This is a genomic window from Cryomorphaceae bacterium (assembly GCA_007695365.1).
Taxonomy (GTDB): Bacteria; Bacteroidota; Bacteroidia; order Flavobacteriales_D; family SKUL01; genus SKUL01.
Genome location: REDV01000116.1, coordinates 1 through 22,940, shown reverse-complemented (window position 1 = coordinate 22,940; position 22,940 = coordinate 1). Strand labels below are relative to the sequence as shown.

The following is a 22,940-nucleotide window of genomic DNA, read 5'->3' as shown; positions in this document are numbered from 1 at the left end:
TAAAAGAGAAATTGAAAGTGGCTTCTGGCGGTGTGATTTTCACCACCATTCAAAAGTTCTCGCCAGAAGAAGGCAATGTGTATGAAACCCTTTCGGAACGAGAAAACATTGTGGTGATTGCCGATGAAGCCCACCGAACCCAATACGGTTTCAAAGCCAAAACAGTAGATGAAAAAGACGAGCATGGCAATGTGATTGGAAAGAAAACCGTATACGGCTTTGCAAAATACATGCGAGATGCTTTGCCCAATGCCACCTATATCGGTTTTACTGGAACGCCCATTGAAAGCACCGATGTAAACACCCCTGCCGTTTTCGGAAACTACATTGATGTGTATGACATTGCTCAGGCTGTAGAAGATGGAGCCACCGTTCGCATTTATTACGAAAGCCGTTTGGCAAAAGTAAATCTGAGCGAAAAAGGAAAAAAACTGGTTGAGGAACTGGATGATGAGTTGGACGGTGAAGAACTCACCGAAACCCAAAAAGCCAAAGCCAAATGGACGCAATTGGAGGCTCTAATAGGCAGCGAAAACCGGGTGAAGATTATTGCCAACGACATCATTCAGCATTTTGGCCAACGCCAGGAAGTATTTGAAGGCAAAGGCATGATTGTGGCCATGTCCAGAAGAATTGCTGCTGATTTGTATGCCGAAATCATCAAATTAAAACCTGAGTGGCATTCAGGTGATTTGGACAAAGGTGTGATTAAAGTCGTGATGACATCTTCATCTTCCGATGGATCAAAAATCGCTGATCATCATACCACCAAACAACAGCGAAGAACCCTTGCCGACCGAATGAAAGACCCCGACGATGAATTAAAACTGGTGATTGTTCGGGATATGTGGCTCACAGGCTTTGACGCGCCGAGTATGCACACGTTATACATCGACAAGCCAATGAAAGGCCACAATCTGATGCAGGCTATTGCAAGGGTAAACCGGGTTTACAAAGACAAGCCAGGGGGATTGGTGGTCGATTATTTGGGCATTGCTTCCGATTTGAAAAAAGCACTTTCGTTCTATTCAGATGCCGGTGGAAAAGGCGACCCGACGATTGCCCAAGCCCAAGCCGTTGAATTGATGCTGGAAAAACTAGAGGTGGTTTCACAGATGTACAGTGGTTTTCCGTATGAAGACTATTTCCAAGCAGAAACGGGTCAAAAGCTTTCTATGATACTTGCAGCCGAAGAACACATTCTCGGACTGGAAGACGGTAAGAAACGATACATCAATGAAGTAACAGCCTTATCCAAAGCCTTTGCGATTGCCGTTCCGCACGAGCAAGCCATGGACGTGAAAGATGAAGTTTCATTTTTCCAGGCCGTAAAAGCTCGTTTAGCCAAATTTGACAGCACAGGTTCAGGCAGAACCGATGAAGAAATTGAAACAACCATTCGTCAAGTCATTGACCAAGCCTTGGTTTCTGAACAAGTGATTGATGTGTTTGATGCCGCAGGAATCAAGAAACCCGATATTTCCATTCTATCCGAAGACTTCCTGATGGAACTCAAAGGAATGGAACACAAGAATGTGGCTTTGGAAGTTTTGAAAAAGTTGCTCAATGACGAGATAAAAGCACGTTCCAAAAAGAACTTGGTCAAGAGCAAGTCGCTCAAAGAAATGTTGGAAAATTCCATCAAGAAATACCACAACAAGATTTTGACGGCTGCCGAAGTGATGGACGAACTCATTAAGCTGAGTAAAGAAATCGTGAACATGGACAGTGAAGCCAAAAAGCTTGGACTGACTGACTTTGAATATGCTTTTTACACAGCAGTAGCCGATAACGACTCAGCCAAACAACTCATGCAGCAAGACAAGCTGAGAGAACTGGCTGTAATTTTAACTGAACGTGTGAAGCAAAACGCATCCATCGACTGGACAATTAAAGAAAGCGTAAGAGCAAAACTGAAAGTAATCATCAAGCGGACTTTAAGACAATACGGCTATCCGCCAGACATGCAAAAACTGGCGACAGAAACCGTTTTGAAACAGGCAGAAATGATTGCAAAAGAATTAACAACGGGCTAAGAAATGCCAACGCTCATCATCCACACATCCCGAAAGCTTTCGGGACCAAAAGCCGCTCAAAGCCAAGCCGCAATCCAAAACTTGCCAAAGAGTATGGCTGCCCCATCGCAAGGACGTCCGAATTGATAAGCGTAATGCGGGATAAAGTGCTAAATTTAAACGAATAAAACATCAACAAACAAATTGGTAAACCGTAAGTGAAGTGTTTCTATACCCGGACTACGCTTATATTTGACCGTTGCACAATATCGCAAAGAACGGAACTCAATCAAATCACAACTGGGCCAGTGTTCAGCTCCGCTCTACTTCTTCCCTGCTTCAAAGGTTTTCACGGTGCTTTTAACCGGCTTTACGGTGCGCAGGTAGTCGTAAATGGCGCCGAGGTCTTGTTCGGTCATGCCTGCATAGGTCATCCAGGGCATGATGGTTTGAAAACTTCCGGGTTTAACTTTCATTTCACGGTTTTCGGGGTGGTCGTAGTGCTTGAAGCGCTCAATAAATTCATTGCGCGTCCACCTGCCTATGCCCGTTTCATCGTCGGGGGTGATGTTGGCTGAGCGGATGATGGTGTTATCGGGAAGTTTGAACTCAAAGCCTCCGGCATATGGCTCGCCCACCACTTCTCCTTTTTCGGTTTTGGTGTGGCAGTCGCCGCAAAGTGCAGCATTGGTGATATAGGCTCCGTAGGCAAGCCTGTCTTCGGGTTTGGGCAGCGCGGTAGGCTCAAATTTATCGGGCATGGTGTTGATGATGAAATTCATGGGAAAATCGCTTACTGAAGGCTCCAGGTCTTTCTCGATGGGCTCCAGGGTTCGGATATAGGCAATCACCGATTTGATGTCCTCGGGGTCGGAAGTTCCAAAGCGCGGGTAAGGCATAATGGGAAAAAGGGCTTTGCCGTTTTTGGTAACTCCTGTGGTAATGGCGCGGTATAACTCACCGTCGGTCCAGTCGCCCACACCGTAGGGCGTGATGTTTTTGGCTACGTATTCGCCCGGAAAGCCAAAATCGCGGCCAAATACATCGCCACCTCCCCCTTCGGTGCCGTGAATGGGCGGTCCGGCAAAGAGCGAGAAATCGCGCACGGCGTGGCACTCCATACATTGCATAACGTGGTTCGCGAGGTATTCTCCGCGGGCTATGCGCTGGGGCGTGAGTTCAATATGCATTTCGGGGGCGGGGCCCACGTTTGGGAGGGCGGTACTCACATAGGTCAATACACCTCCTATGAGCAAAAACAAAAAGAGGACAGCAATCAGTCCGTAGCGAAGCAGCTTTTTCATGGTGTTGGTTTTTTGGTTGTTAAACACATGCACCAAAAAACAAATTGGGCTTCCGGCGCATGCAAATTCACAACCGCAAGCACGCAAGATTTCAACAAGCACGGTTCACTCTTAGGAGTGAATTTGGGCAATTATCTGCGCGAAGGGACGCGGAGTGCATGAGGCCTTCATCAATCAATGGAAAAAGACACAGCTCATCCTGAGTTGGATTCATCGCAGCCGATTTTGTAAACCTGAAATATCAGGATCCGTAACTTGTAAGCTATACTGGCAGCAGGTCGGGAGAGAAAAATGATTCAGGTCATCCAGGCTCACGCTTCTCACAGGTTTCTCTGTCAGAATCCGAAAAGCCGGCGCTATACACCGGCAGCTGTGTCTGAAAGTATCAGGGTAAACGCATTTAGCATATCACTCAAGAAGCCATCAATGTATTATGGCCCCTGGATTTTTGTGTGGAGATGCCCCACTCCCGGTGGCTTTCCTTTTTCGACAGGCACCAGGGTGGCGCAACTTATTCTGGACTAAACTCCAGATTTGATATACACTTTCGTTGCGCTCTTTGCGGTTAAACCTTTTTTACCGCCTGCCTGCGGCACGGCAGGCCTACCATGCCGCAGGCAAGCCAGCCACGGAAGGCAAGCCTTGCGTTCCTTGCGGTTAAGTTTTTTTCCCCTGCCATGCTGAGAATATCACTTGAACGAGCAGGAGCCCTGAGAAAGCTTACTTTTGACACCACATCATTTGACCACTTTTGAAATCCATTCTGCGCAAATTATACAAGTCCATTCCCGGCAAGCAGTCTCTATTTGAACCGCTTAGGGGGAAACTTTCGGAGCGCTGGTATCGCCATCTGCGATTTAATGGTGCATTTGGCGTTACCCTGGCGGGGGGTGAGGTTTTCAGGATGTACCACTTTGACACGGCCTTTGAAAACCGCATTTTTTGGGAAGGACTATCCAGATGTTGGGAGCCGGTTTCCGTTGAGGTGTGGGAAGCTTTGAGCCGAAAGGCAAAAGTTATTCTGGACGTAGGCTCAAACACCGGAGTGTACTCTCTGATTGCCGTTGCTGCGCAGCCTGAAGCGGATGTGCATGCTTTTGAACCACTCCCCAAGATGTTCCAAAAACTGGAAATCAACAACAATCTGAATGGTGCCAAAATCAAGACACATACAACTGCAATGTCGGATACATCGGGGGAAGCCATTCTTTATGACCTGCCCAACAATTATATGCGGCAGGCCTCTCTCAACGCATCTTACATCAAGGGCGAAGCAGTAGAAATCCGTGTACCGCTCGCGCGCTTAGACGGGTTTATTGAAAAACATTCACTTCAGCAGGTTGACCTCATGAAGGTTGATGTTGAAACCCATGAGCCGGAAGTATTGAAAGGAATGGGAAAATACCTTGCTGACTACAGGCCAACGGTTCTGGTGGAAGTGCTGAATGACAAGATTGCCCATGAGTTGCTCTCACTTTTCAGGGACGCCGGATACCCCTATTTTTATCACATTGATGAGGAAAAGGGGCTAACAGAAACCAATATTTGGGTTGGAAAAAAATCGCGCAACTATATCGCTTCGTCGTATGATTTTGCGGAAGACCAGACCCTGTCCCGTTTTATCATTCAAAACCGACCTGCTTCTGAACAAGCATGAAATTAAAAACTGAAACCGTTTGGAAAAGCCTGAAGCTACATCTGGCCGCGTACTTTTGGTTAATGGGCAGCCAAAGCATTCGTTTTGCTTTCACCAGTAAGAATTGCATTCTTCTAAAAGTCAATCACACAGGCATAGCGCCCTATTTACCCGGCTTGCTCGCAGGTTTTGATCGCGATTCGTTGTGCACCGGAATAGGCGATCGCAAAACACTACTGAGTCTTTACCTTCTCAAAGACCGCAAACTGCCACGCACCACCATATGTCTGTTTCCATCTGAGCAAAGTCGCAGGTGGGTCATTGACAACCATCACGCACCCGGAGCCGATCACCTTACCCGTTTCGACTACTTTCATGCGGTGCGAAAAGCCCATCAAAACAAATTGCCGGCTCACGAAGCAATTTTACCTTTTGTAATGCATCCTTCTCAGTACGGGAAGCTACGAGATACTACCGATTCGGAAAAACGCCGGATAAAGGTGTTTTTTTCAGGTAACACACATCCTAAGTCATACAATCAGCCCCAACTGCGGTCACTTTTTGGAGTAATGACACGAAGTGAAATTCACCGTGCCGTGCTGGACGATTTGGCTCCTTTCCTGAACACCCGATTAAACGGAGATGTATCCAGGCCTGTCTGGTGGCTTTCGTGGCAATGGCAACAAGGAGAGCCGGCTCCCGACAACCGGATTGGCAATGATGAATGGATGGATTTTTTATTCAACAGTGATTTTTTTGTAGCTTGTCCGGGCGTTAATATGCCACTGAGTCACAACCTCATTGAAGCAATGTACGCAGGATGCATACCTATTTTACCCTATGCATCATGGCTGTATCCGGCACTGAAAGACGGAGAGAACTGTTTGACTTTTTCCGGTCGTGAGAGCCTGATTCAGTGCATCCAAAAGGCTCTTTCGATGCCAGATGGTGAATTGAAGGCCATGCGCCAGGCTGTGCAACAATACTACTCCGACCATCTTCACCCTGATGGTGTGCGCAAAATCATCATGGATCCAGCCGTAAAGACATCCTATTTTGCTATGAACATGGTAAGTACATCACTCTTTGCAAAAGAACAGAACAACAGAGCGAATTAAACAGTTGGTGAGGGGGTTTACAGTAACTACTGCGAAACAACCAAACGCAAACTGGTGTTTTCACCGCGTTGGGTATCTGTTAACTGAATCAGGTAAACACCCGGAGTCCATCCCGAAATATCGAGAATCAGGTCGGCATGGGTCTCAAACGAGAGCACTAGGGCTCCACGGCTGTCCCATACCGCACCCAATACATGTGTCCTATCACCTATTGCCAGTTGAACACGGCCAGACGCCGGATTGGGAAAAACCACGGGATTTTGCATTTTCTTCGTCACTACACTGGTGGTAAATACCGCAACCGTTTCGCACATTGTTTGAGCACCGCAGTCATCTGTGAGTGTGAGGCAAACCTCGAAACTTCCTTCTGATTGGTAAAGGTGAATGGGAGCAAAATCTTCAGAAGTGTTTCCATCGCCAAAGTCCCACAGGTAATCACCCTGTGAGCTCAGGTTTTCAGTAATCAGCGTGGCACCTTCCAAATTGAGGTTAAAATCCACAGAGCCCGGCTCGATGTCGTTCACAACCTCAAATGAAGCCGCTTGCTGGCAGTCGTTTCCATCTGTTACGGTTACGGTGTAGGTTCCGGGGCCGAGGTTGCTGATCTGTGGGCCTATTGAATCAATATTCCATTCAAAGCTGTAGGGCATTTCACCTCCGAAAGCCTGCACCAAAATAGATCCGTCGGTATTGTCAACACAAATGGATTCAGTCCATTTCACAGCTATAATATCGAGCGGTTGGGGTTGGGTGATTTCAAGCACCTGGCTATATGCCTGGCAGAATGTTGTTCCCTCAGAAGTGCCTGTGAACGCAATATTGTCAACTGCAAATGAGGGGTCTGAGCCCTGGCCATCATTGTTGTTGGTCCAGTTAAACGCAAAGCGAACATTGGGATTGTTGTTGGCGCTTTCGGGCAAACTCACCGAATATTCGGCGAAATTTCCCTGGTTAAATCCGTTGCACGGTCCACCGCAGCAGGTGGTTTTTGGCATGTCATCCAGCAGGCTCCATTCCGTTCCGTCAAAATACCACAGGGTGGCATTGTCGAGGTCACCCTGTCCAAATTCGATGTAATCAAAGGACATGGTGATGTTTTCCTGTCCGGAGCAATCAATGACGGGAGATTCCACCCTTCGGTTGGTGGTGGCGTCCGCGTAGTATAGTGCTCCGCCATCGGCTTGTACCAACGGCACACCAAAAAAGCTGATGAGCACATTGCTTACATGGAGCGTGCGATTGTTTTGTCCTCCGGCACCGCAACCCGCGCCACACCCATCTGCCCCGATTTGCTCAGTAGCGCTTATAAAAAAGGTGTTGGCGTCATTTTGATTGGTGCCGGTATTTACCACCGTCCAGGTGCCGTTTTCGCTCACAAACTCATGGGCCAGCTGTCCCTGGTTGCAGCCGGTTCCAAAGTCTTCGAACCAGAATACATCTTCAACCGGCTCACCCCCCTCGCCTACTGCCTGCTGTTGAACCGCCATGTATTGGCCGGCACAGAGTTCTGCCAACTGCGCTTCACTTCCTGCCAGGGAGGTGGTGCTGCCGTTTTCATCCACCGAGAACCATTGCCAGCTTCCTTCGGCACCAGTAACTTCCAACTGTCCGTTGCAGTTTCCAAAGCAATCCACAGATGAGCTGAGCTGCAAATCAGGGTTGCTCACTTCACTGTGATTCAGTGCTACATATTCTGTAACCAGACAGCCGTTGCCGTTTTGAACCTGTACGGTATAGGCTCCGGCCTGGAGGTTATCAAACAGGGATTCATCTCCTAAAGCACCATTGTTCAGGGCGTAAGAATATGGAGGAATATTGCCGGAGTTCGTAATTTCAATGACTCCGTCGGACGAACCGCAAGCTGGCGGGGTGAAAAGAACTTCGATGGGGTCAGGTTCAGGTTGATTGAGAAAAAAGAAGGCTTCTGTAAGGCATTGTTGCGCATCTATCACAATCACCGAATAGACCCCTGCAGTCAAGCCTTCAATCTCCTGAGTTGTTTCGCCATTGCTCCAGGTAAACTGGAATGGCTCCTCGCCACCCATAATGATGACCCCGAGGCCGCCCTGATCTCCTCCGGTGCAGAGAACGGGAGTCGTTTCAATTATTTCAACCCCAAAACCGTCGCACTGGGTTTGCGATCTGGAATGGAAGGTTATCGTGAGGAAAGATAGTGCAAGAAACGTGGCCTTCGTAAAGACAGACCCCACCGTTTTATTGGTTGTGGATGACATGAAGATGTGTTAAAAATTTCTGTGGCCCAAATTACTCCAGGGAAGCTGAAAAAACAAGGGGGTACTGCCCCGGGGCAAACGCATTTAAAACTGTTTATCCCAATGTATGCAATAGGAGGAGCGAGAAGCTCCGAACTACCTGCCTGCGGCATGGCAGGCCTGCCAGCGGCAGGCTGGCGCAACGAGCGCAAAGATATACGGTATCAATTTTAAAGTGAAGAACCAAAAAACGTTCACACCACCATGAAACCTCTCGAGTGGGAAAGCCACCGGGAAGTATCTCCATTGGCAGCTTCTGAATTGGTATTCTAAATGCGTTTACCCTGGGTACTCCCCGTGATTGAGGCGCCAAAAGCTGATCGGCAAGTCAAAGGAAAGCGCGTGACCCATCACACGCGGAATAAAAATCTCAAAAGGCGTTTCGCAGCTTCAAAATAAGATTTGTGCCACAGTCCGACTTTTCAATCTTCAATTTATTTCGCTTGTAACCTGCTTCCTGGGAAAGCCGGATAAGTTCTTCCGGCGCCCACATTCTTATAGAAAGATTACCGAACAACTCGAGAAAATCCCTTCCGTCGGGGCAAGGACGTGGCGTGAAGCAAAACACTGCCATCCCTCCGGGTTTTAGCCATCGCATACTTTTTCGAAGTAAGGCAATAAGGTCTTCCTCCTTCAATCTATCCAATACAAAAGATGACCATACCAAATGGTAGGTTTGTATGCACTTATACTCGAGAGGGTTTGCCTGTATCGGGTTCACTTTATTGCGAAATGGATTGCAGTTTCTCTTGGTTTGTTCAATAGATTGAGGGCAGTGATCTATATATGTGCACAATACATTTGAATCCGGGTAACTCTTGTAAAATTCTGCCATTTCTATGCTCGATTCACACCCGAGGTTCAGCACGAGCCCTCCACCGCTTCCGAGGTTCAGGAGCGCTTGATGAAAGAGTCCTTTGCGCTTTAACCATGCCTGAATGACAGGAAGTTGAAGGGTGTATGCATCCCACTTATCATACTTTTCAGAGATGCTTTCGCCTAAAATTGAACCCATGAACGGGTGATTCTGCATGGTTCCATTGGAAGAAAGGTGCATTTTGCCAATAATGGAATCCGGCTCATGGATAAAAGCGCATGACTGAAGAAATGTTTGAATCTCCTCTGCACTCACCGAATGGGAGTTCAGGTTTTCCAGTACCAGCTCCGAAAAATCAGAAATAGAGTCATACCATTCAGGGTCAGGCCCTCCATTTTTTAAAAAATGCCTAAAGGAACCTAAGAGGTTGGGAGTGCCAAGATGCTCATTTTTACCCACCAACAGATTTTGAAAGCGTTGCAGTGTAATCATGGTTCTCTTTGAGTCCTCAAAGATGTAATTAAAGGAGACATACCTACCGGCACTAATAACCCAAAATGCTGCGTGTTTTCACCCCATTCATGTAGGGTTGATTCACCCAATCAGGTGAATGGGGCTCGTTTAATCCGATAATTTCATGACCTTAGAGCTATCATAATGCAAATGAGCAGTATTTGTACCGAAACATTCAAGCGCTAAATCCTGAACTATGAATAATTTTTCGATTGGACTGATAGCATTTACGTTGGGAGCCGTAGCCTCTGCATTTGTTTTTCCAATGCTCTTCGATCTTACATCCGACTATGAAACGGCCACTCATCGTGTGATCCTTTCTGACGCGGGAACTCACCAACCAGCACCAACAGCTCTTTTGTCATACCAGGCCAAGGGTATTTCGCTGAAGGACGGTTATGAAATGTTTCAAAACTACCATCAATCCAGTGACCTTCCGGGCAGTGCAGGCTGTATGCGGGTGAATATTGGTGATAGCGACTCAGCGGTGGTTGCCTTCTTTTTAGACAAGGATTCACTTATTGCCCCCTTGCAAGAAAGAGCTGAACGCGATAGCAAGGATTTTGTGGGTTTGGCTGTTTTGCCTGCGAAAAGAACTGACAATGACTCGCACACCCTGATTCTGATGGGAGTAATACGCGAGAATGGAAAAGCCAGGCTACACATGCCTCCGCCCGGTAGCCCGTCAACGGATTTCATCGTTGAATACGTTAGCGTATGTCCTATTGAATGCCCGGATAACACACACCGGCTGTGGTCAACAGATTGGCAGTAAATCATTCTTTATTACCTTACCCGCTGAAAAGCAACACATGGTTGAATTCATTAAGTGGTTGGCCTACGCCCTGGCGTTAACAGGAGCTCTTGTAGTAGGATTTAACAGGGCCCGAGTATCAAGAGCGTTTCTCTTTGTTGGTATATATTTGGCATTTGCCTTTGTAACATGGATAGTCGGGCAATTGCTGATACATCTGTTTTCTAAAAACGTTCTATGGTACAACGCAGTTATCATAATAAACTTTGTGATCACCTTGCTTCTGTTGGTTTCGATGTTTAAATCGCGCCAAAACAAGCGGATTGTGCAGGTAGTCTTTGCCATCACTGCTGTATTTGTCACCTACTTTTTATTTCAGGCCGGTTTCAATCGTTTTGCTTCAAGGTCGCTATCTATCAATAATCTGGCGATATCACTGGCTGCTCTGCTGTATTTCTACGAAATGCTTCAGTTTCCTGAAAAACGCAGCATTTTCGCTCAGGGAAACTTTTGGGTAGTAGCCGCCCTTTTGGTGTATCATGTTTCTAGCTTTGCCTTTTGGATGATTTATGAGCTTTTGGAAGCTGCAGAGAAACACCGTGTTTTTCTCACGATGAATGTAATATCTACTTTGATGCTTTACGCTCTCATGTTAACAGCCGTGTTCGTGGAGACCAAATCTTTGAGAAATGCTGAGCGTAACTGAAGAAAGTCTGTTCTTTATTGTTATTGCCAGTTCAATACTCCTTTTGTTGTTTGTAAGCTTTTTTGTTGCCTTTATTCAGCTCTATCGACGCAAACAGATGATGGCTGAAAACCAGCGAAAAGAGAGAGAAAGAGCTTTTTCTGAGGAGCTTATTCGGTCACAACTTGAAATTCGCGAAGGATTGATGAGACAGATGTCCGATGAATTACACGATAACATCGGTCAGTCGTTGGTTGTGGCAAAAATGCAGCTAAACAGTATGCAGAAGGAGGCAGATAACGATCAAATCACTGCAGCCAGTGAATTGATTGGAAGAGCACTTCAAGACTTGCGCAACATGAGCAAGACCCTGAATGGTGAATACATTTTGAGAGAAGGAATTGTAGAAGCACTCAAAAAGGAATGCAACTATATTGACAGCACAAGGCAAATAGAATGCACCTTAGAGGGCTTCCTCGACCTGAACTCTTTACCCGCCGACCACGCAATCATCTTGTTCAGGTGTGTGCAGGAAATGTTGAGTAATGCCATCAAACACGCCGAAGCCACCAAGATTCAAATTCATCTCGGAAAATCGGACAATAGCCATTGCATATCGGTGCATGATAACGGCAAGGGCTTACCACCCAACCTGGAAGTGTCCCGCGGCCTGGGCATTGGTAACCTTCACAAACGTGTGGAACTCATGGGAGGAACGCTCAAAATTAAAAGCAGTCCCGCCCTTGGAACCCATATTTCTATTACCTTGCCGATTCAATCAACGTATTGATTTATGGATTCCTCACCAAAAATTGCCATTGCCGACGATCACAGCCTGGTGCGAGAAGGTATTGTTCGGCTGCTGGGCTCTTTGGGTTACGAGGTAAGTTATGCGTGTAAGAACGGAAAGGAGGTGGTTGAGTATTGCGTGAATCACCATCCCGACATTGTTTTGATGGATATCAGCATGCCCATAATGGATGGTATAGCTGCTACTCTTCAATTGCGCCAAAGGGTTCCCGATACTTCCGTAATAGCCCTGAGTATGTTGGATGACGATTTGACCCTCATCAGAATGATACGCGCCGGTGCAAAAAGTTATGTACTGAAAGACGCACCGTCCAAAGAACTGGATGAGGCCATTAAAGGAGTCATGCAAAATGGCTACCACTACTCCTCTTTCATTTCGGGCAGGCTGATTCAATCACTTGGGGCACCTGTCAATGAAAGCATTGAAAAAGTACTGGAATCCCTCTCAGAACGTGAAATAACTTTTTTACGTCATGCCTGTAGCGGACTTACGTACAAGGAAATTGCCGACCGGATGTGTGTGAGTCCGCGGAGCATTGATGGTTACAGAGACTCTCTGTTTGATAAGTTGGGTTTGCACTCGCGTGTTGAGCTGGCCATATTTGCTATCAAACATCACCTGGTACAGATCTAAACTTGTCTCACCTGCGTTGGGTGCCTGATAGGCATAGGCGAAAGAAGGCTTCATCTCCCCCTACTTCTGCGAGATGCTGTTACGCCCGCAAAAGCCCAATCGCTCAACAGCTTGTAATTTTCCAAAGCATTGAAGCAGCCCGTAGAACCGAACCCGGCAAGAACCAACATCACTACCCCGCTGTTACAACATCAAAGCCCTTTGTTGAGCACAGCAATCCATCTCCCCCGCCCCCAATTTGACGCGAGCCGTGAGGCCGTTGAACAACGCCTCAACAGCCTTCAGCCTGTTGCCTACGGTAACTCCCGAAACTTTGTAAACGGGCAGGTGAGCTATTTGTCACCCTACATTTCGCGCGGGGTGCTGTCCACCCGAAAAGTGCTGCAATACCTCAAGGAACAAGGCCACAACCTGAAACAATGCGAGAAATTTGTGCAGGAACTCGCATGGCGCGACTATTGGCAGGAAGTGTGGCGCAGTAAGGGCGATGCCATCAACAGCGATTTAAAACGTCCGCAGCCCGACGCGAAGTTCTCGGGAACACCGCTGGCTCTGATACAAGCCCAAACCGGCGTTAAAGCCATTGACGAAGCCGTGGAGACTCTCTGCGAAACCGGCTATATGCACAATCACCTGCGCATGTACGTAGCCGCGGTGGCCTGCAACGTGGCGCGGTGCCGGTGGCACAATCCTGCGCAATGGATGTACTACCACCTTCTGGATGGCGACTGGGCCAGCAACGCCCTGAGCTGGCAATGGGTGGCAGGCTCCAACAGTGGCAAGAAATACGTGGCCAACCAGGAAAATATCAATCGCTACGCAGGCACTTCGCAGCGCCGGACTTTTCTCGACATCCCCTACGAAAATTTTGAGCACATGGCCATTCCGCCGGTGCTGAGCGAGGTGCAGTCCCTCACCCTTCGAACCGAATTGCCCGAAACGCCTGAACCCAAACTCAACCCCAATCTGCCCCTGCTGGTGTATCACAGCTATCACCTCGATCCTGACTGGCATGCAGGTATGGAGGCCAACCGAGTGCTCCTGCTCGAACCGGAGCTATTTCAGCGCTATCCCGTTTCGGAACAGGTATTGCGATTTATCCTCAACTGCGCCCGCCTCACTAAAGGCATACAGGTGTATTGCGGAAGTTTCGGCACCTTGCAAAAAATCTACGGCGCACAAAATATTCGCTGGAAAGAGCACCCGCTTTGCAGGCATTATATCGGCACAGCGGAACCGCCGGACAGAATGTTTCCCGTAACGGGCTACTACGGTTCATTTTTCGCCTTTTGGAAACAATGCCAAAAACACATGGAGTGGTAAAGCATCGAAAAAGCAAGTACAGGGGCGTCGCAGCAAACCTGCATAAATTCAGAAAATCAACCTATTTTTTAAACCCACATACGACAAAGACATGCACCTTAAAACATCTGATATTGAGCAGATGGACCGCATACGGCGGCTCAACATCATCAACTCGGTAACCGGCATCAAGCCCGCCAACCTGGTGGGAACCCGCTCGGCCGATGGAATTAGCAATCTCGCCATTTTCAGTTCCGTGGTGCATCTTGGGAGCAATCCGCCCGTACTTGGCATGGTGCTTCGCCCGCGAACCGAAGTAAGGCGCCATACTTTCGAAAACCTGGAGCAAAGCGGAGTGTACACGCTCAATCATGTACCTCTAAGCCATGTGCAGGCTGCGCATCAAACTTCGGCCAGGTATCTCAAGGATGTTTCGGAGTTTGGGGCCTGTGGTTTTACCGAGGAGTACCTCCCAGGTTTTTCTGCTCCTTTTGTGGCGGAGAGTAAACTGAAGCTCGGTATGCAACTCGAAGAGCTGATTCCCATCACCATCAACGACACCCTGCTTGTGGTGGGCCGCATTCTACATCTCATCGCTCCCGACAACGCCTTTGATGATGAGGGCCACCTGGATTTAGGCCAATTGGGCTCTGCCGGTATTTCGGGCTTAAACAGCTATTACTCGCTCAGAAAAGAAGCCAAATTTCCGTATGCACGGGTGGGAGATTGATGATTGAAGTGACTGAGGCCCGCAAAACCTGACCGAGAACACACACGATGCAGGGTTTTCCGGGTACGCTGTTCATTTCATGGATAGTCATGTCCACGCGAAAGTATTGACCATGTTGGCTTGTATTTGGCGCTGTAGCCCAGGATTCCGCACCAGGCTTTTCCTTGCAAACAAAACGTGCGCGTACATCATTGGTAGAATATCACATTGGTTTTCGCGAACTGAAATTCGCCGCTTCCGGCAGCGTACCGTTGTAACGGTCAGATATCAACCTTTTTCAAGACAACACGCGCCGCAAATACCTCCTGCTTTGAGCCATCCAAAGAATACAGAAAAGCGCGCCCTCCGGACGGTTTACTTCCCTGAGCTGACCTACCAGGTTTATGTTTGCGGCTAAATCCATATATTCGGCACGTCTGAAACGCATCAAAAAGATATATCTATTTGATTAACAGACACTTGAAGCCAAATGCGAACATAAACCTGAGTCTATGAGCGACATCTCTACGCCCGTCGAAAAGCCCAAAAAAGGTGCCCTTGCCAAATTTCTCGACCTGATTGAAGTGGCAGGCAACAAACTCCCCGACCCGGCCATTTTGTTTTTTATCCTGCTGCTGTTGGTTTGGGCGCTCTCTGCGTTGCTGGCACCCATGACCTTTTCTGAGATTGACCCCCGTTCCGGAGATCCGGTCAGTGTAATGAACCTCCTCACCGGAAGAGGTCTGGCCGACTTTCTGGCCAACATGGTTACAGTGTTTATGAGCTTTGCGCCACTGGGAATTGTGCTGGTGGCCATGCTCGGTGTGGGAGTTGCCGAGCACTCGGGTTTTATCAATGCCGGACTTAAATACCTCCTCGGACTTACCCCCAGCTCACTGCTCACCCCTATGCTCATTCTGGTGGCCATTGTGAGTCACACTGCTACCGACGCAGGCTACGTGCTGGTCATCCCGCTGGGAGGAGTGATTTTCTACGCGGCCGGCCGGCACCCACTGGCGGGCATAGCTGCGGCCTTTGCAGGGGTATCCGGAGGTTTTAGTGCCAATTTTGTCCCCTCGGGAATTGACCCTCTCTTGCAAGGCTTTACCCAGGCTGCTGCGCGGATTATCGACCCGGTTATTGAACTCAACCCGCTCAACAACTGGTTCTTTACCGGAATATCCAGTATTCTGATTGTGGGTCTCGGCTGGTACCTTACCGATAAAGTAGTAGAGCCCCGCTTAAAGAAAACCTCGCCGGTTGACGAAGTGATTGATGACGAACCCACCATGGACGAACTTAAACCCGAAGAGCGCAAAGCGTTTTGGGCGTCCACAGCAGCAATGATCCTGGGTCTGGTTGGTTTGTTTCTCTGGGTTTGGCCCGAAAATTCGGCCATGCGCTCGCCCGAAGGTGAAATCGCCTCGTTTTCGGCACCGCTGATGCGCAGCATTGTTCCCCTTATCTTTTTGATTTTCCTGCTTCCGGGGGTGATTTACGGGTTTATGATGAAAACCTACAAAGACTCCAAAGACTTGATTGCGAGCATGAGCAAGGCCATGTCGGGCATGAGTTACTACATTGTGATGGCCTTTTTCTGCGCCCTTTTTATTGATGCTTTCGGCAAATCAAATATCGGGGCATTGCTCGCCCTCAAGGGTGCTGCGGGGCTTCAGGCCATGGCTCTTCCCGCTGAAGTGACCATTGTCGGAATTATTTTTCTGACCGCCTTTGTGAACCTGCTGGTTGGATCGGCCTCGGCGAAGTGGGCACTTATTGGTCCCATCATGGTGCCCATGCTTATGCAACTCAATATTTCGCCAGACCTTACTCAGGCGGCCTATCGCGTGGGCGATTCGGTTTCGAACATCATCACTCCGCTTATGCCCTACTTCCCGCTGGTGGTGGTTTTTTGCCAGCGCTACGTGAAAAAAACCGGAATCGGCACACTGGTTGCCATGATGATTCCGTACTCCATTGTCTTCCTTGTCGCCTGGACCATTTTCCTGCTCGTGTATTGGAAACTTGGGATCCCACTCGGACTTCAGGCTAGCTATGTATACCCATAATTCATTGAAAAACATGTTGCGAACAAACATTTTCTTCCTGCTAGGGCTCTGGCTCTTCAGCATGTATTCACTTCAACTCAGCGCCCAAAACAAGGAGTTCACCAATGCACTGATCTGGAATACACCCACCTTCTTTCCTGCATCGGCAGGCTCTTTTGAATCCATGAAAGACGGGGTGCATTACACGCGCCTCAACCGGGTTGAACAAAAAACGGAGCTCAACAAATACAAGTACAATAACGGAGAAAAAGTGAGCACGCTCGTTCCGGCAGATGTACTTCCCGGTAAGCTCACCATCTCTCGCTATCAATTTAGCGACGACGAAAAAAAGGTATTGCTCGAGACAGAGGTAGAACCCATTTATCGCCACTCTTATTTGGCCAACTATTTTGTGTACAACATCGAAAAGCAAGAGCTGCAAAAACTCACCGATTTCAGCAAAGGCAAACAGCGCCTTGCCGATTTCTCTCCCAAAGGAGATAAAATTGCCTTTATCCGCGGAAATGACATCTTCATCAAAGATCTGGCATCCAACACCGAAACCCAGGTAACCCACGACGGCAAAGAAAACCACATCATTAATGGATATCCCGACTGGGTGTACGAGGAAGAGTTTGGCTACAACAAAGCTTTTCACTGGTCGCCCAGCGGAAGCCACATTGCCTACTGCCGCTTTGACGAAACCAATGTCAAGAAGTTTCAGATGGCCATGTACGGTGAACTCTACCCCGAGCAGTACACCTTTAAATACCCCAAAGCCGGCGAGGACAACGCAAAGGTTACCGTACACATTTACGACGTGGCTACGGCAAAAACCAAAAACTGCAATCTACCGGCCAACAAGGAGTACTACATACCGCGTATTGCATGGACACGTAAGGATCACGAGCTGTGTATCATGAAAATGAATCGCCACCAGAACCACCTGGAGTTTTTACTGGCTGATTTAAGCAAAGACCACCCCTTTGACGTAGAACTCAAACGCATTTTTGAAGAGAAGTCGGAGACCTATATCGAGATCAACGACAACCTCACGTTTTTGAGCAACGGCAATGAATTTTTGTGGAACAGCGCCCGAACCGGATACAACCACCTCTACCTGTTCGACATGAGTGGCAAACAAGTTCGGGCCATCACCTCGGGTAAGTGGGAAGTCACCGAGTTCTTGGGTCTTGACGAGGATGAAGACCGTGTTTACTACATCGCCGCCGAAGAAAGTCCACTGGAAAAAGCCGTGTTTACCGTTGACCTGCGCGGAAAAAAGAAACGCAGCCTGAGTGCCATGCCGGGAAACAACAAGGCCCAGTTCAGCTCCAACTTTGCTTATTTCATCAACACCTGGTCGGATGCCAATACCCCGCCTGTGATTTCATTGCACGACAACAAAGGCAAGCAAATCAGGGTGCTTGAAGACAACCGGCGTTTGCGCGAGGCCATGGCGGAGTACCGCATTTCACCCAAGGTCTTTTTCACCTTTAAAACCGAGCGCGGCGATGAACTCAATGCGTGGATGATTCAGCCCACCGGATTCAATCCCAACGAAAAGTACCCCGTGTTACTCAATGTTTACGGAGGGCCGGGCAGCAACATGGTGAGCAACAGTTGGGGAGGCCACAACTACCTTTGGCACCAGATGATGGCGCAGCAGGGCTACCTGGTGATTTCTGTGGACCCGCGAGGAACCATGTACCGCGGCAACGAGTTTGGCCACAGCACCTACCTGCAACTGGGCAAGCTCGAAACCGAAGATATGATTTCTACCGCCCAATACCTCGCCACCCTTCCCTATGTAGATAGCGAGCGCATCGGTATTCAGGGTTGGAGTTATGGGGGGTATCTGTCATCGCTTTGCATGACTGTCGGCGCCGAGTATTTCAAGGCAGGAATTGCCATTGCTCCTGTAACCAACTGGCGTTTTTACGACACCATCTACACCGAGCGTTTTATGCGCACACCACAGGAAAACGGCGACGGCTACGACGACAATTCCCCTATCAACCACGTTGAAAAACTCAAGGGCAAGTACCTGTTGATTCACGGTGCCGCCGATGACAACGTACACTACCAAAACACCATGGAGATGGTGGATGCCCTGGTAGCTGCCGACAAACAATTTGACCTCTTCATCTACCCCAATCGAAACCACGGTATTTATGGAGGCAACACCCGAAACCATCTTTTTGAGCAACTGAGCACCTGGCTCAAAAACAACCTGTAAGCAACACTGTATGAATGCACCCTCTACGGTAAACAACAACGAAATGCTCGGACACCCCAAGGGGCTGTTCATCCTCTTTCTCACTGAAATGTGGGAGCGCTTCAGCTTTTACGGCATGAAGGCGCTGCTCATCTTTTACCTCACGCAGTACCACCTTTTCAGCGACCATTCCGGTAACCTCCTGATTGGAAGCTACGCTGCACTGGTGTATGCCATGCCGGTTCTGGGTGGATTTCTGGCCGACCGCTATCTGGGATTCCGGAAGGCGGTGCTGTTTGGAGGTATTTTGCTGGTTTTGGGCCACCTCGGGCTCGCATTTGAGGGCCAGCAGGCGTCATTGGCTGCAAATGGTGATGTAGTGCGCGATGAATTTGCACTGCAGGTTTTCTATTTCTCGCTGGCCCTGATTATTATGGGCGTAGGCTTTTTAAAAGCGAACATTTCCTCACTTGTGGGTGAGCTTTATCCTCCGGGCGACAAACGACGCGATTCAGGATTTACCATTTTCTACATGGGAATCAATATAGGTTCTGCGGCGGCGACCATCGTTTGCGTATGGCTAGGTGAGGCATATGGTTGGGGCTATGGGTTTGGTGCTGCAGGAGTGGGAATGTTCTTCGGTTTGATTTCGTTCGTAAAAGGCCGCCCCTACCTGATGGGCAAAGGAGAGCCCCGAAACCCGGAACAACTGCGGAAAAAAACCCGTTACGGACTGTCGCAGGAATGGTTGATTTACATCCTCACCGTTTTAGGGTGCGCAGTGGTGTGGCAAATGGTACAAAGCCATTCTGTTGTCGAAAAAATGCTCATAGTAGCCGGTGCTGCATCGCTTTCTTACATCACCTATTACGCAGTAACGCAATTGGACAAGGTGGGCCGCGAACGGCTCATTGCCCTCACCGTGCTTATTGTGTTTACGGTGATTTTCTGGGCACTCTTTGAACAGGCCTACACGTCGCTCAACCTATTTGCCGATCGCGTACTGGACCGGGAGATATTTGGCATCACCATCAAGGCCGGGCAGTTTTTGAGTCTCAACGCCATTTTCATCATTCTCTTTGCCCCTGTGTTTGCCATGCTGTGGGTAAAACTTGGGCGTTTCAATCCCAACACCGCGGTAAAGTTTTCATTCGGTATTTTGCTGGTAGGTTTGGGATTTGGAGCGCTGGTGCTCGGTATCAACCTGGCCACTATGGGCAAGGTTGCCATGATCTGGCTGGTGCTGGCATACCTGCTCCACACGTGGGGCGAGCTTTGTCTTTCTCCTGTAGGTCTGAGTGCAGTAACCAAGCTTTCTCCACCCAAAATTGTAGGCTTTATGATGGGGGTTTGGTTTCTGGCAACTGCCAGCTCCGAGTTTATTGCATCTGTGCTCGCCAACATAGCCGCTATTGACACCGAGGGCGGAGAGATTAAAGACGTTGAAATGGCCAAGGGGGTATATCTCGAGCTCTTCGAATACCTGTTTTACGCCGGTATGTTCTTCGGTGTGCTGCTGCTGGCCATTTCACCGCTTCTGAAGAAGTTTATGCACGGAGTAGATCGCGAACTAAACAACTAAACCATGTCAACCGCTACCGACAACTTTTTTAAGTCAACCGTACTGGGCCACCCATCGGGACTGTTTGTTTTGTTTTTCACCGAGATGTGGGAGCGCTTTTCTTTTTACGGAATGCGAGCCCTGCTGGTACTCTTTCTCACTGCGTCGCTTGTGGGCGACAACCCGGGTTGGGGATGGGCCCGCGAAAATGCACTTTCGCTGCTTGGCACCTATGCCTCTATGGTGTACCTCACTCCTATCCTGGGAGGCTACATTGCCGATCGATACATTGGTTATCGGCTGGCTGTGGCCATCGGAGCCCTGTTGATGACCCTGGGCCACGCAGCACTGGCGGTTGAAACACCTTTGTTTCTTTACATCGGTATTGGCTTGCTTATCTTCGGAAACGGGTTTTTCAAGCCGAATATCACCTCCATCATCTCCAAGATGTACGTAGGGCGCGAAAACAAAAAAGACGGCGCGTTTACCATCTTTTACATGGGCGTAAATGCCGGAGCATTTCTGGGAATCATGCTTTGTGGTTACCTGGGCGAAAAGGTTGGATGGAGTTGGGGCTTTGGGCTCGCTGGTGTTTTCATGCTACTGGGGATGCTTCAATTCTGGTTTGCACAACCCCTCTTTGGAGACGTTGGAGCCAAACCAGAAAAGCCCGTGGACGATGACTGGAGCGATGATTTTGCACCCAACGCCGAAAAAAAAGATTCGGTCAAAGAAAAATTGAACCATTTTACGCTGTTCGACAGGTTCATCATTATGGTGTGTGCGGTGTTGGGCTTAACCTGGATCATCAACGACCCCATGTCGAAAATCGGCAATACCAACATGTTCAATTTTGAAGCCTTTGGGCTGAACGGGTCAACCTTCGTGATTCTGGTGGCGCTTGGCTTGTTTGTTTATTTGCTGATTAGTCGCATTATACGCTATGAAAAAATCATTCGCGACCGCATGATAGCCGTGGCCATCTTTGCTTTTTTCACCATTTTCTTCTGGGCCTCTTTTGAGCAGGCGGCCGGTTCTATGGCCATTTTTGCCCGCGATTATACCGACCGGGCTTTGGCCGGAAACGCTGCCACAATTTTTAAAATTGTGGATTCGCTGATTACGGTTATTCCGCTTTTAATAATCACGTGGGTTTTGGTAAAACTTTTTCAGGAAACCCGGCAGCGTATTGCATTCTCCAACAGTATTCTCGGGTTTAGTTTTGTGGCTATTTGGGGCATTGTGGCCTTTAAGCTCTACAACGAGTTCAGTATTCAGGGCACGGAGGTACCCGCAACGTGGTATGCGGTTCTCAACTCTCTCTTTATTATTGCATTTGCTCCGCTGTTTTCGCGATGGTGGGAGAGTAAATACAATCCGAGTGCGGCTTTCAAATACGCCTTTGGGCTAATATTGCTTGGTATGGGTTTTGGCTGTTTGGCCTATGGTGCCATTACCATTCCCCAGGGAGCGCACACTGCAGCGGTAAGTATGATGTGGTTGATAATTGCTTATCTGCTCCACACGCTCGGTGAGCTATGCCTCTCGCCCCTTGGTTTATCGTACCTGAGCAAATTGGTGCCCGGCCGCATGATTGCCATGATGTTTGGAATCTGGTACCTGGCCATCGCCATCGGAAACAAGCTGGCCCATACAGCCGGAGGAATGATTGACGATGTGACCGAAAACTACTCGCTTTCTGCCTTTTTCCTGATCTTTACACTGGTTCCCATTTCGGCGGGAGTCCTCATCATGGGCCTCAACACCCTGTTAAAGAAGCTAATGCATGGTGTACGATAAAGCAGTTCACACAAACCCTTTTGAACCCCGGATGGAATGGTCTTTGCATGGCTCAGTGCACAAAACAACTCAAATCATGCGTTTTCTTTTACTCTCCTCACTTTTTATCATCCTCTTTTCTTCAAATCTCAATGCCCAAATTGACTGGATAACCCTGAATGAAGCCGAGGAAAGGATGAAAAAAGAACCCCGTAAAGTGTTGGTAGATGTGTACACGAGCTGGTGCGGTCCGTGTAAAATGATGGATCAGAATACATTTAAGAATCCGCAAATTGTAGATTATATCAACAAGAATTACTACGCCATTAAATTTGATGCGGAAAGTCCTGAAGAAGTAAACTTTAAAGGCACCACCTACAAAAACGAAGGGTACGATCCCGCCAAATCAGGTAGAAATGCCACCCACGACCTGGCCCGCGCCATTGCTCCAGTAAATGGTCGCATTGCGTATCCTACCGTGGTCTATATGGACGAGAATTTCGGAATTCTCGCGCCTGTGCAAGGCTACCACACGCCCCAGCAAATAGAACCTATTTTGCGGTATATCAGCGAGGCAGATTACAAAAATGTCACTTTTGAAGAGTACCAAAAGACATTTCAACCCACCATTCGCTAGCAGCAAAAAGAACCGCTGCGAAATTTGATTGTTAAAGCTTTCTAAAGTCTTGCATCTCCTGCATGGCAAAGCAAAGATTTGCTATCTTGCGGCGCCTTAATAATCACCCATAAAAATCATATTTATC

17 protein-coding genes are annotated in these 22,940 nt (G+C 48.4%); 14 read left to right on the top strand and 3 right to left on the bottom strand.

Annotated elements, in window-relative coordinates; genetic code table 11:
• The coding region (locus EA392_12315) for an HsdR family type I site-specific deoxyribonuclease (GenBank protein ID TVR37614.1) at nt 1-2,036 on the top strand (2,036 nt) is incomplete at its 5' end.
• 302 nt (nt 2,037-2,338) lie between these two features.
• Here EA392_12315 and EA392_12310 read toward each other — a convergent pair.
• The gene (locus EA392_12310; GenBank protein ID TVR37613.1) at nt 2,339-3,319 is read right to left on the bottom strand and encodes a cytochrome C; all 981 of its coding nucleotides are present in this window, start codon (nt 3,317-3,319) and stop codon (nt 2,339-2,341) included.
• Nucleotides 3,320-4,070: 751 nt separating this feature from the next.
• Here EA392_12310 and EA392_12305 point away from each other — a divergent pair.
• Nucleotides 4,071-4,976, top strand: a complete 906-nt coding sequence (locus EA392_12305; GenBank protein ID TVR37610.1) for an FkbM family methyltransferase — start codon at nt 4,071-4,073, stop codon at nt 4,974-4,976.
• The gene (locus tag EA392_12300) at nt 4,973-6,073 is read left to right on the top strand and encodes a hypothetical protein (protein ID TVR37609.1); all 1,101 of its coding nucleotides are present in this window, start codon (nt 4,973-4,975) and stop codon (nt 6,071-6,073) included. The genes EA392_12305 and EA392_12300 overlap by 4 nt, the downstream gene beginning before the upstream one ends.
• 26 nt (nt 6,074-6,099) lie before the next feature.
• Here the strand turns inward: EA392_12300 and EA392_12295 are convergent, their stop codons facing one another.
• Entirely contained in the window at nt 6,100-8,307 is a 2,208-nt protein-coding gene (locus EA392_12295) for a T9SS C-terminal target domain-containing protein (protein TVR37608.1), read from the bottom strand.
• Between the two features lie 409 nt (nt 8,308-8,716).
• Complete coding sequence (locus EA392_12290) at nt 8,717-9,655, bottom strand: class I SAM-dependent methyltransferase (GenBank protein ID TVR37607.1); 939 nt, start codon at nt 9,653-9,655, stop codon at nt 8,717-8,719.
• 217 nt (nt 9,656-9,872) lie between these two features.
• On the opposite strand from EA392_12290, the gene EA392_12285 reads away from it, so the two are divergent.
• From EA392_12285 to EA392_12235, 11 genes are all read left to right on the top strand, one after another.
• Entirely contained in the window at nt 9,873-10,451 is a 579-nt protein-coding gene (locus EA392_12285) for a hypothetical protein (protein TVR37606.1), read from the top strand.
• 37 nt (nt 10,452-10,488) lie between these two features.
• Nucleotides 10,489-11,136, top strand: coding sequence for a hypothetical protein (locus EA392_12280; GenBank protein TVR37605.1), 648 nt, complete (start codon nt 10,489-10,491; stop codon nt 11,134-11,136).
• On the top strand, nt 11,120-11,905 hold the full coding sequence (locus EA392_12275) for a hypothetical protein (GenBank protein TVR37604.1): 786 nt from the start codon (nt 11,120-11,122) through the stop codon (nt 11,903-11,905). Before EA392_12280 ends, EA392_12275 begins: the two co-directional genes overlap by 17 nt.
• Nucleotides 11,906-11,908: 3 nt before the next feature.
• A complete protein-coding gene (locus EA392_12270) occupies nt 11,909-12,559 on the top strand; it encodes a DNA-binding response regulator (protein TVR37603.1) in 651 nt (216 codons plus the stop codon).
• A 216-nt stretch (nt 12,560-12,775) separates the two neighbouring features.
• Nucleotides 12,776-13,882 (top strand): deoxyribodipyrimidine photolyase, encoded by a 1,107-nt coding sequence (locus tag EA392_12265; protein ID TVR37612.1) that lies wholly within the window; start codon nt 12,776-12,778, stop codon nt 13,880-13,882.
• A 91-nt stretch (nt 13,883-13,973) separates the two neighbouring features.
• Nucleotides 13,974-14,591: a flavin oxidoreductase gene (locus tag EA392_12260; GenBank protein ID TVR37602.1), complete on the top strand. Its 618-nt coding sequence runs from the start codon at nt 13,974-13,976 to the stop codon at nt 14,589-14,591.
• Between the two features lie 491 nt (nt 14,592-15,082).
• Complete coding sequence (locus EA392_12255) at nt 15,083-16,639, top strand: AbgT family transporter (GenBank protein TVR37601.1); 1,557 nt, start codon at nt 15,083-15,085, stop codon at nt 16,637-16,639.
• Between the two features lie 13 nt (nt 16,640-16,652).
• Entirely contained in the window at nt 16,653-18,857 is a 2,205-nt protein-coding gene (locus EA392_12250) for a S9 family peptidase (GenBank protein TVR37611.1), read from the top strand.
• A 10-nt stretch (nt 18,858-18,867) separates the two neighbouring features.
• Nucleotides 18,868-20,418 (top strand): MFS transporter, encoded by a 1,551-nt coding sequence (locus EA392_12245; GenBank protein TVR37600.1) that lies wholly within the window; start codon nt 18,868-18,870, stop codon nt 20,416-20,418.
• A 3-nt stretch (nt 20,419-20,421) separates the two neighbouring features.
• On the top strand, nt 20,422-22,197 hold the full coding sequence (locus EA392_12240; GenBank protein ID TVR37599.1) for an MFS transporter: 1,776 nt from the start codon (nt 20,422-20,424) through the stop codon (nt 22,195-22,197).
• A gap of 76 nt (nt 22,198-22,273) precedes the next feature.
• Nucleotides 22,274-22,813: a thioredoxin family protein gene (locus EA392_12235; GenBank protein ID TVR37598.1), complete on the top strand. Its 540-nt coding sequence runs from the start codon at nt 22,274-22,276 to the stop codon at nt 22,811-22,813.
• Nucleotides 22,814-22,940 lie beyond the last annotated feature (127 nt).

Bases quoted from the DNA above. Each gene is read 5' to 3' on its own strand.
- EA392_12290 (TVR37607.1), bottom strand. From the start codon at position 9,655: ATGATTACACTGCAACGCTTTCAAAATCTGTTGGTGGGTAAAAATGAG.
- EA392_12280 (TVR37605.1), top strand. From the start codon at position 10,489: ATGGTTGAATTCATTAAGTGGTTGGCCTACGCCCTGGCGTTAACAGGA.
- EA392_12235 (TVR37598.1), top strand. From the start codon at position 22,274: ATGCGTTTTCTTTTACTCTCCTCACTTTTTATCATCCTCTTTTCTTCA.
- EA392_12260 (TVR37602.1), top strand. From the start codon at position 13,974: ATGCACCTTAAAACATCTGATATTGAGCAGATGGACCGCATACGGCGG.
- EA392_12310 (TVR37613.1), bottom strand. From the start codon at position 3,319: ATGAAAAAGCTGCTTCGCTACGGACTGATTGCTGTCCTCTTTTTGTTT.
- EA392_12285 (TVR37606.1), top strand. From the start codon at position 9,873: ATGAATAATTTTTCGATTGGACTGATAGCATTTACGTTGGGAGCCGTA.
- EA392_12295 (TVR37608.1), bottom strand. From the start codon at position 8,307: ATGTCATCCACAACCAATAAAACGGTGGGGTCTGTCTTTACGAAGGCC.
- EA392_12275 (TVR37604.1), top strand. From the start codon at position 11,120: ATGCTGAGCGTAACTGAAGAAAGTCTGTTCTTTATTGTTATTGCCAGT.
- EA392_12240 (TVR37599.1), top strand. From the start codon at position 20,422: ATGTCAACCGCTACCGACAACTTTTTTAAGTCAACCGTACTGGGCCAC.
- EA392_12270 (TVR37603.1), top strand. From the start codon at position 11,909: ATGGATTCCTCACCAAAAATTGCCATTGCCGACGATCACAGCCTGGTG.
- EA392_12255 (TVR37601.1), top strand. From the start codon at position 15,083: ATGAGCGACATCTCTACGCCCGTCGAAAAGCCCAAAAAAGGTGCCCTT.
- EA392_12300 (TVR37609.1), top strand. From the start codon at position 4,973: ATGAAATTAAAAACTGAAACCGTTTGGAAAAGCCTGAAGCTACATCTG.
- EA392_12250 (TVR37611.1), top strand. From the start codon at position 16,653: ATGTTGCGAACAAACATTTTCTTCCTGCTAGGGCTCTGGCTCTTCAGC.
- EA392_12245 (TVR37600.1), top strand. From the start codon at position 18,868: ATGAATGCACCCTCTACGGTAAACAACAACGAAATGCTCGGACACCCC.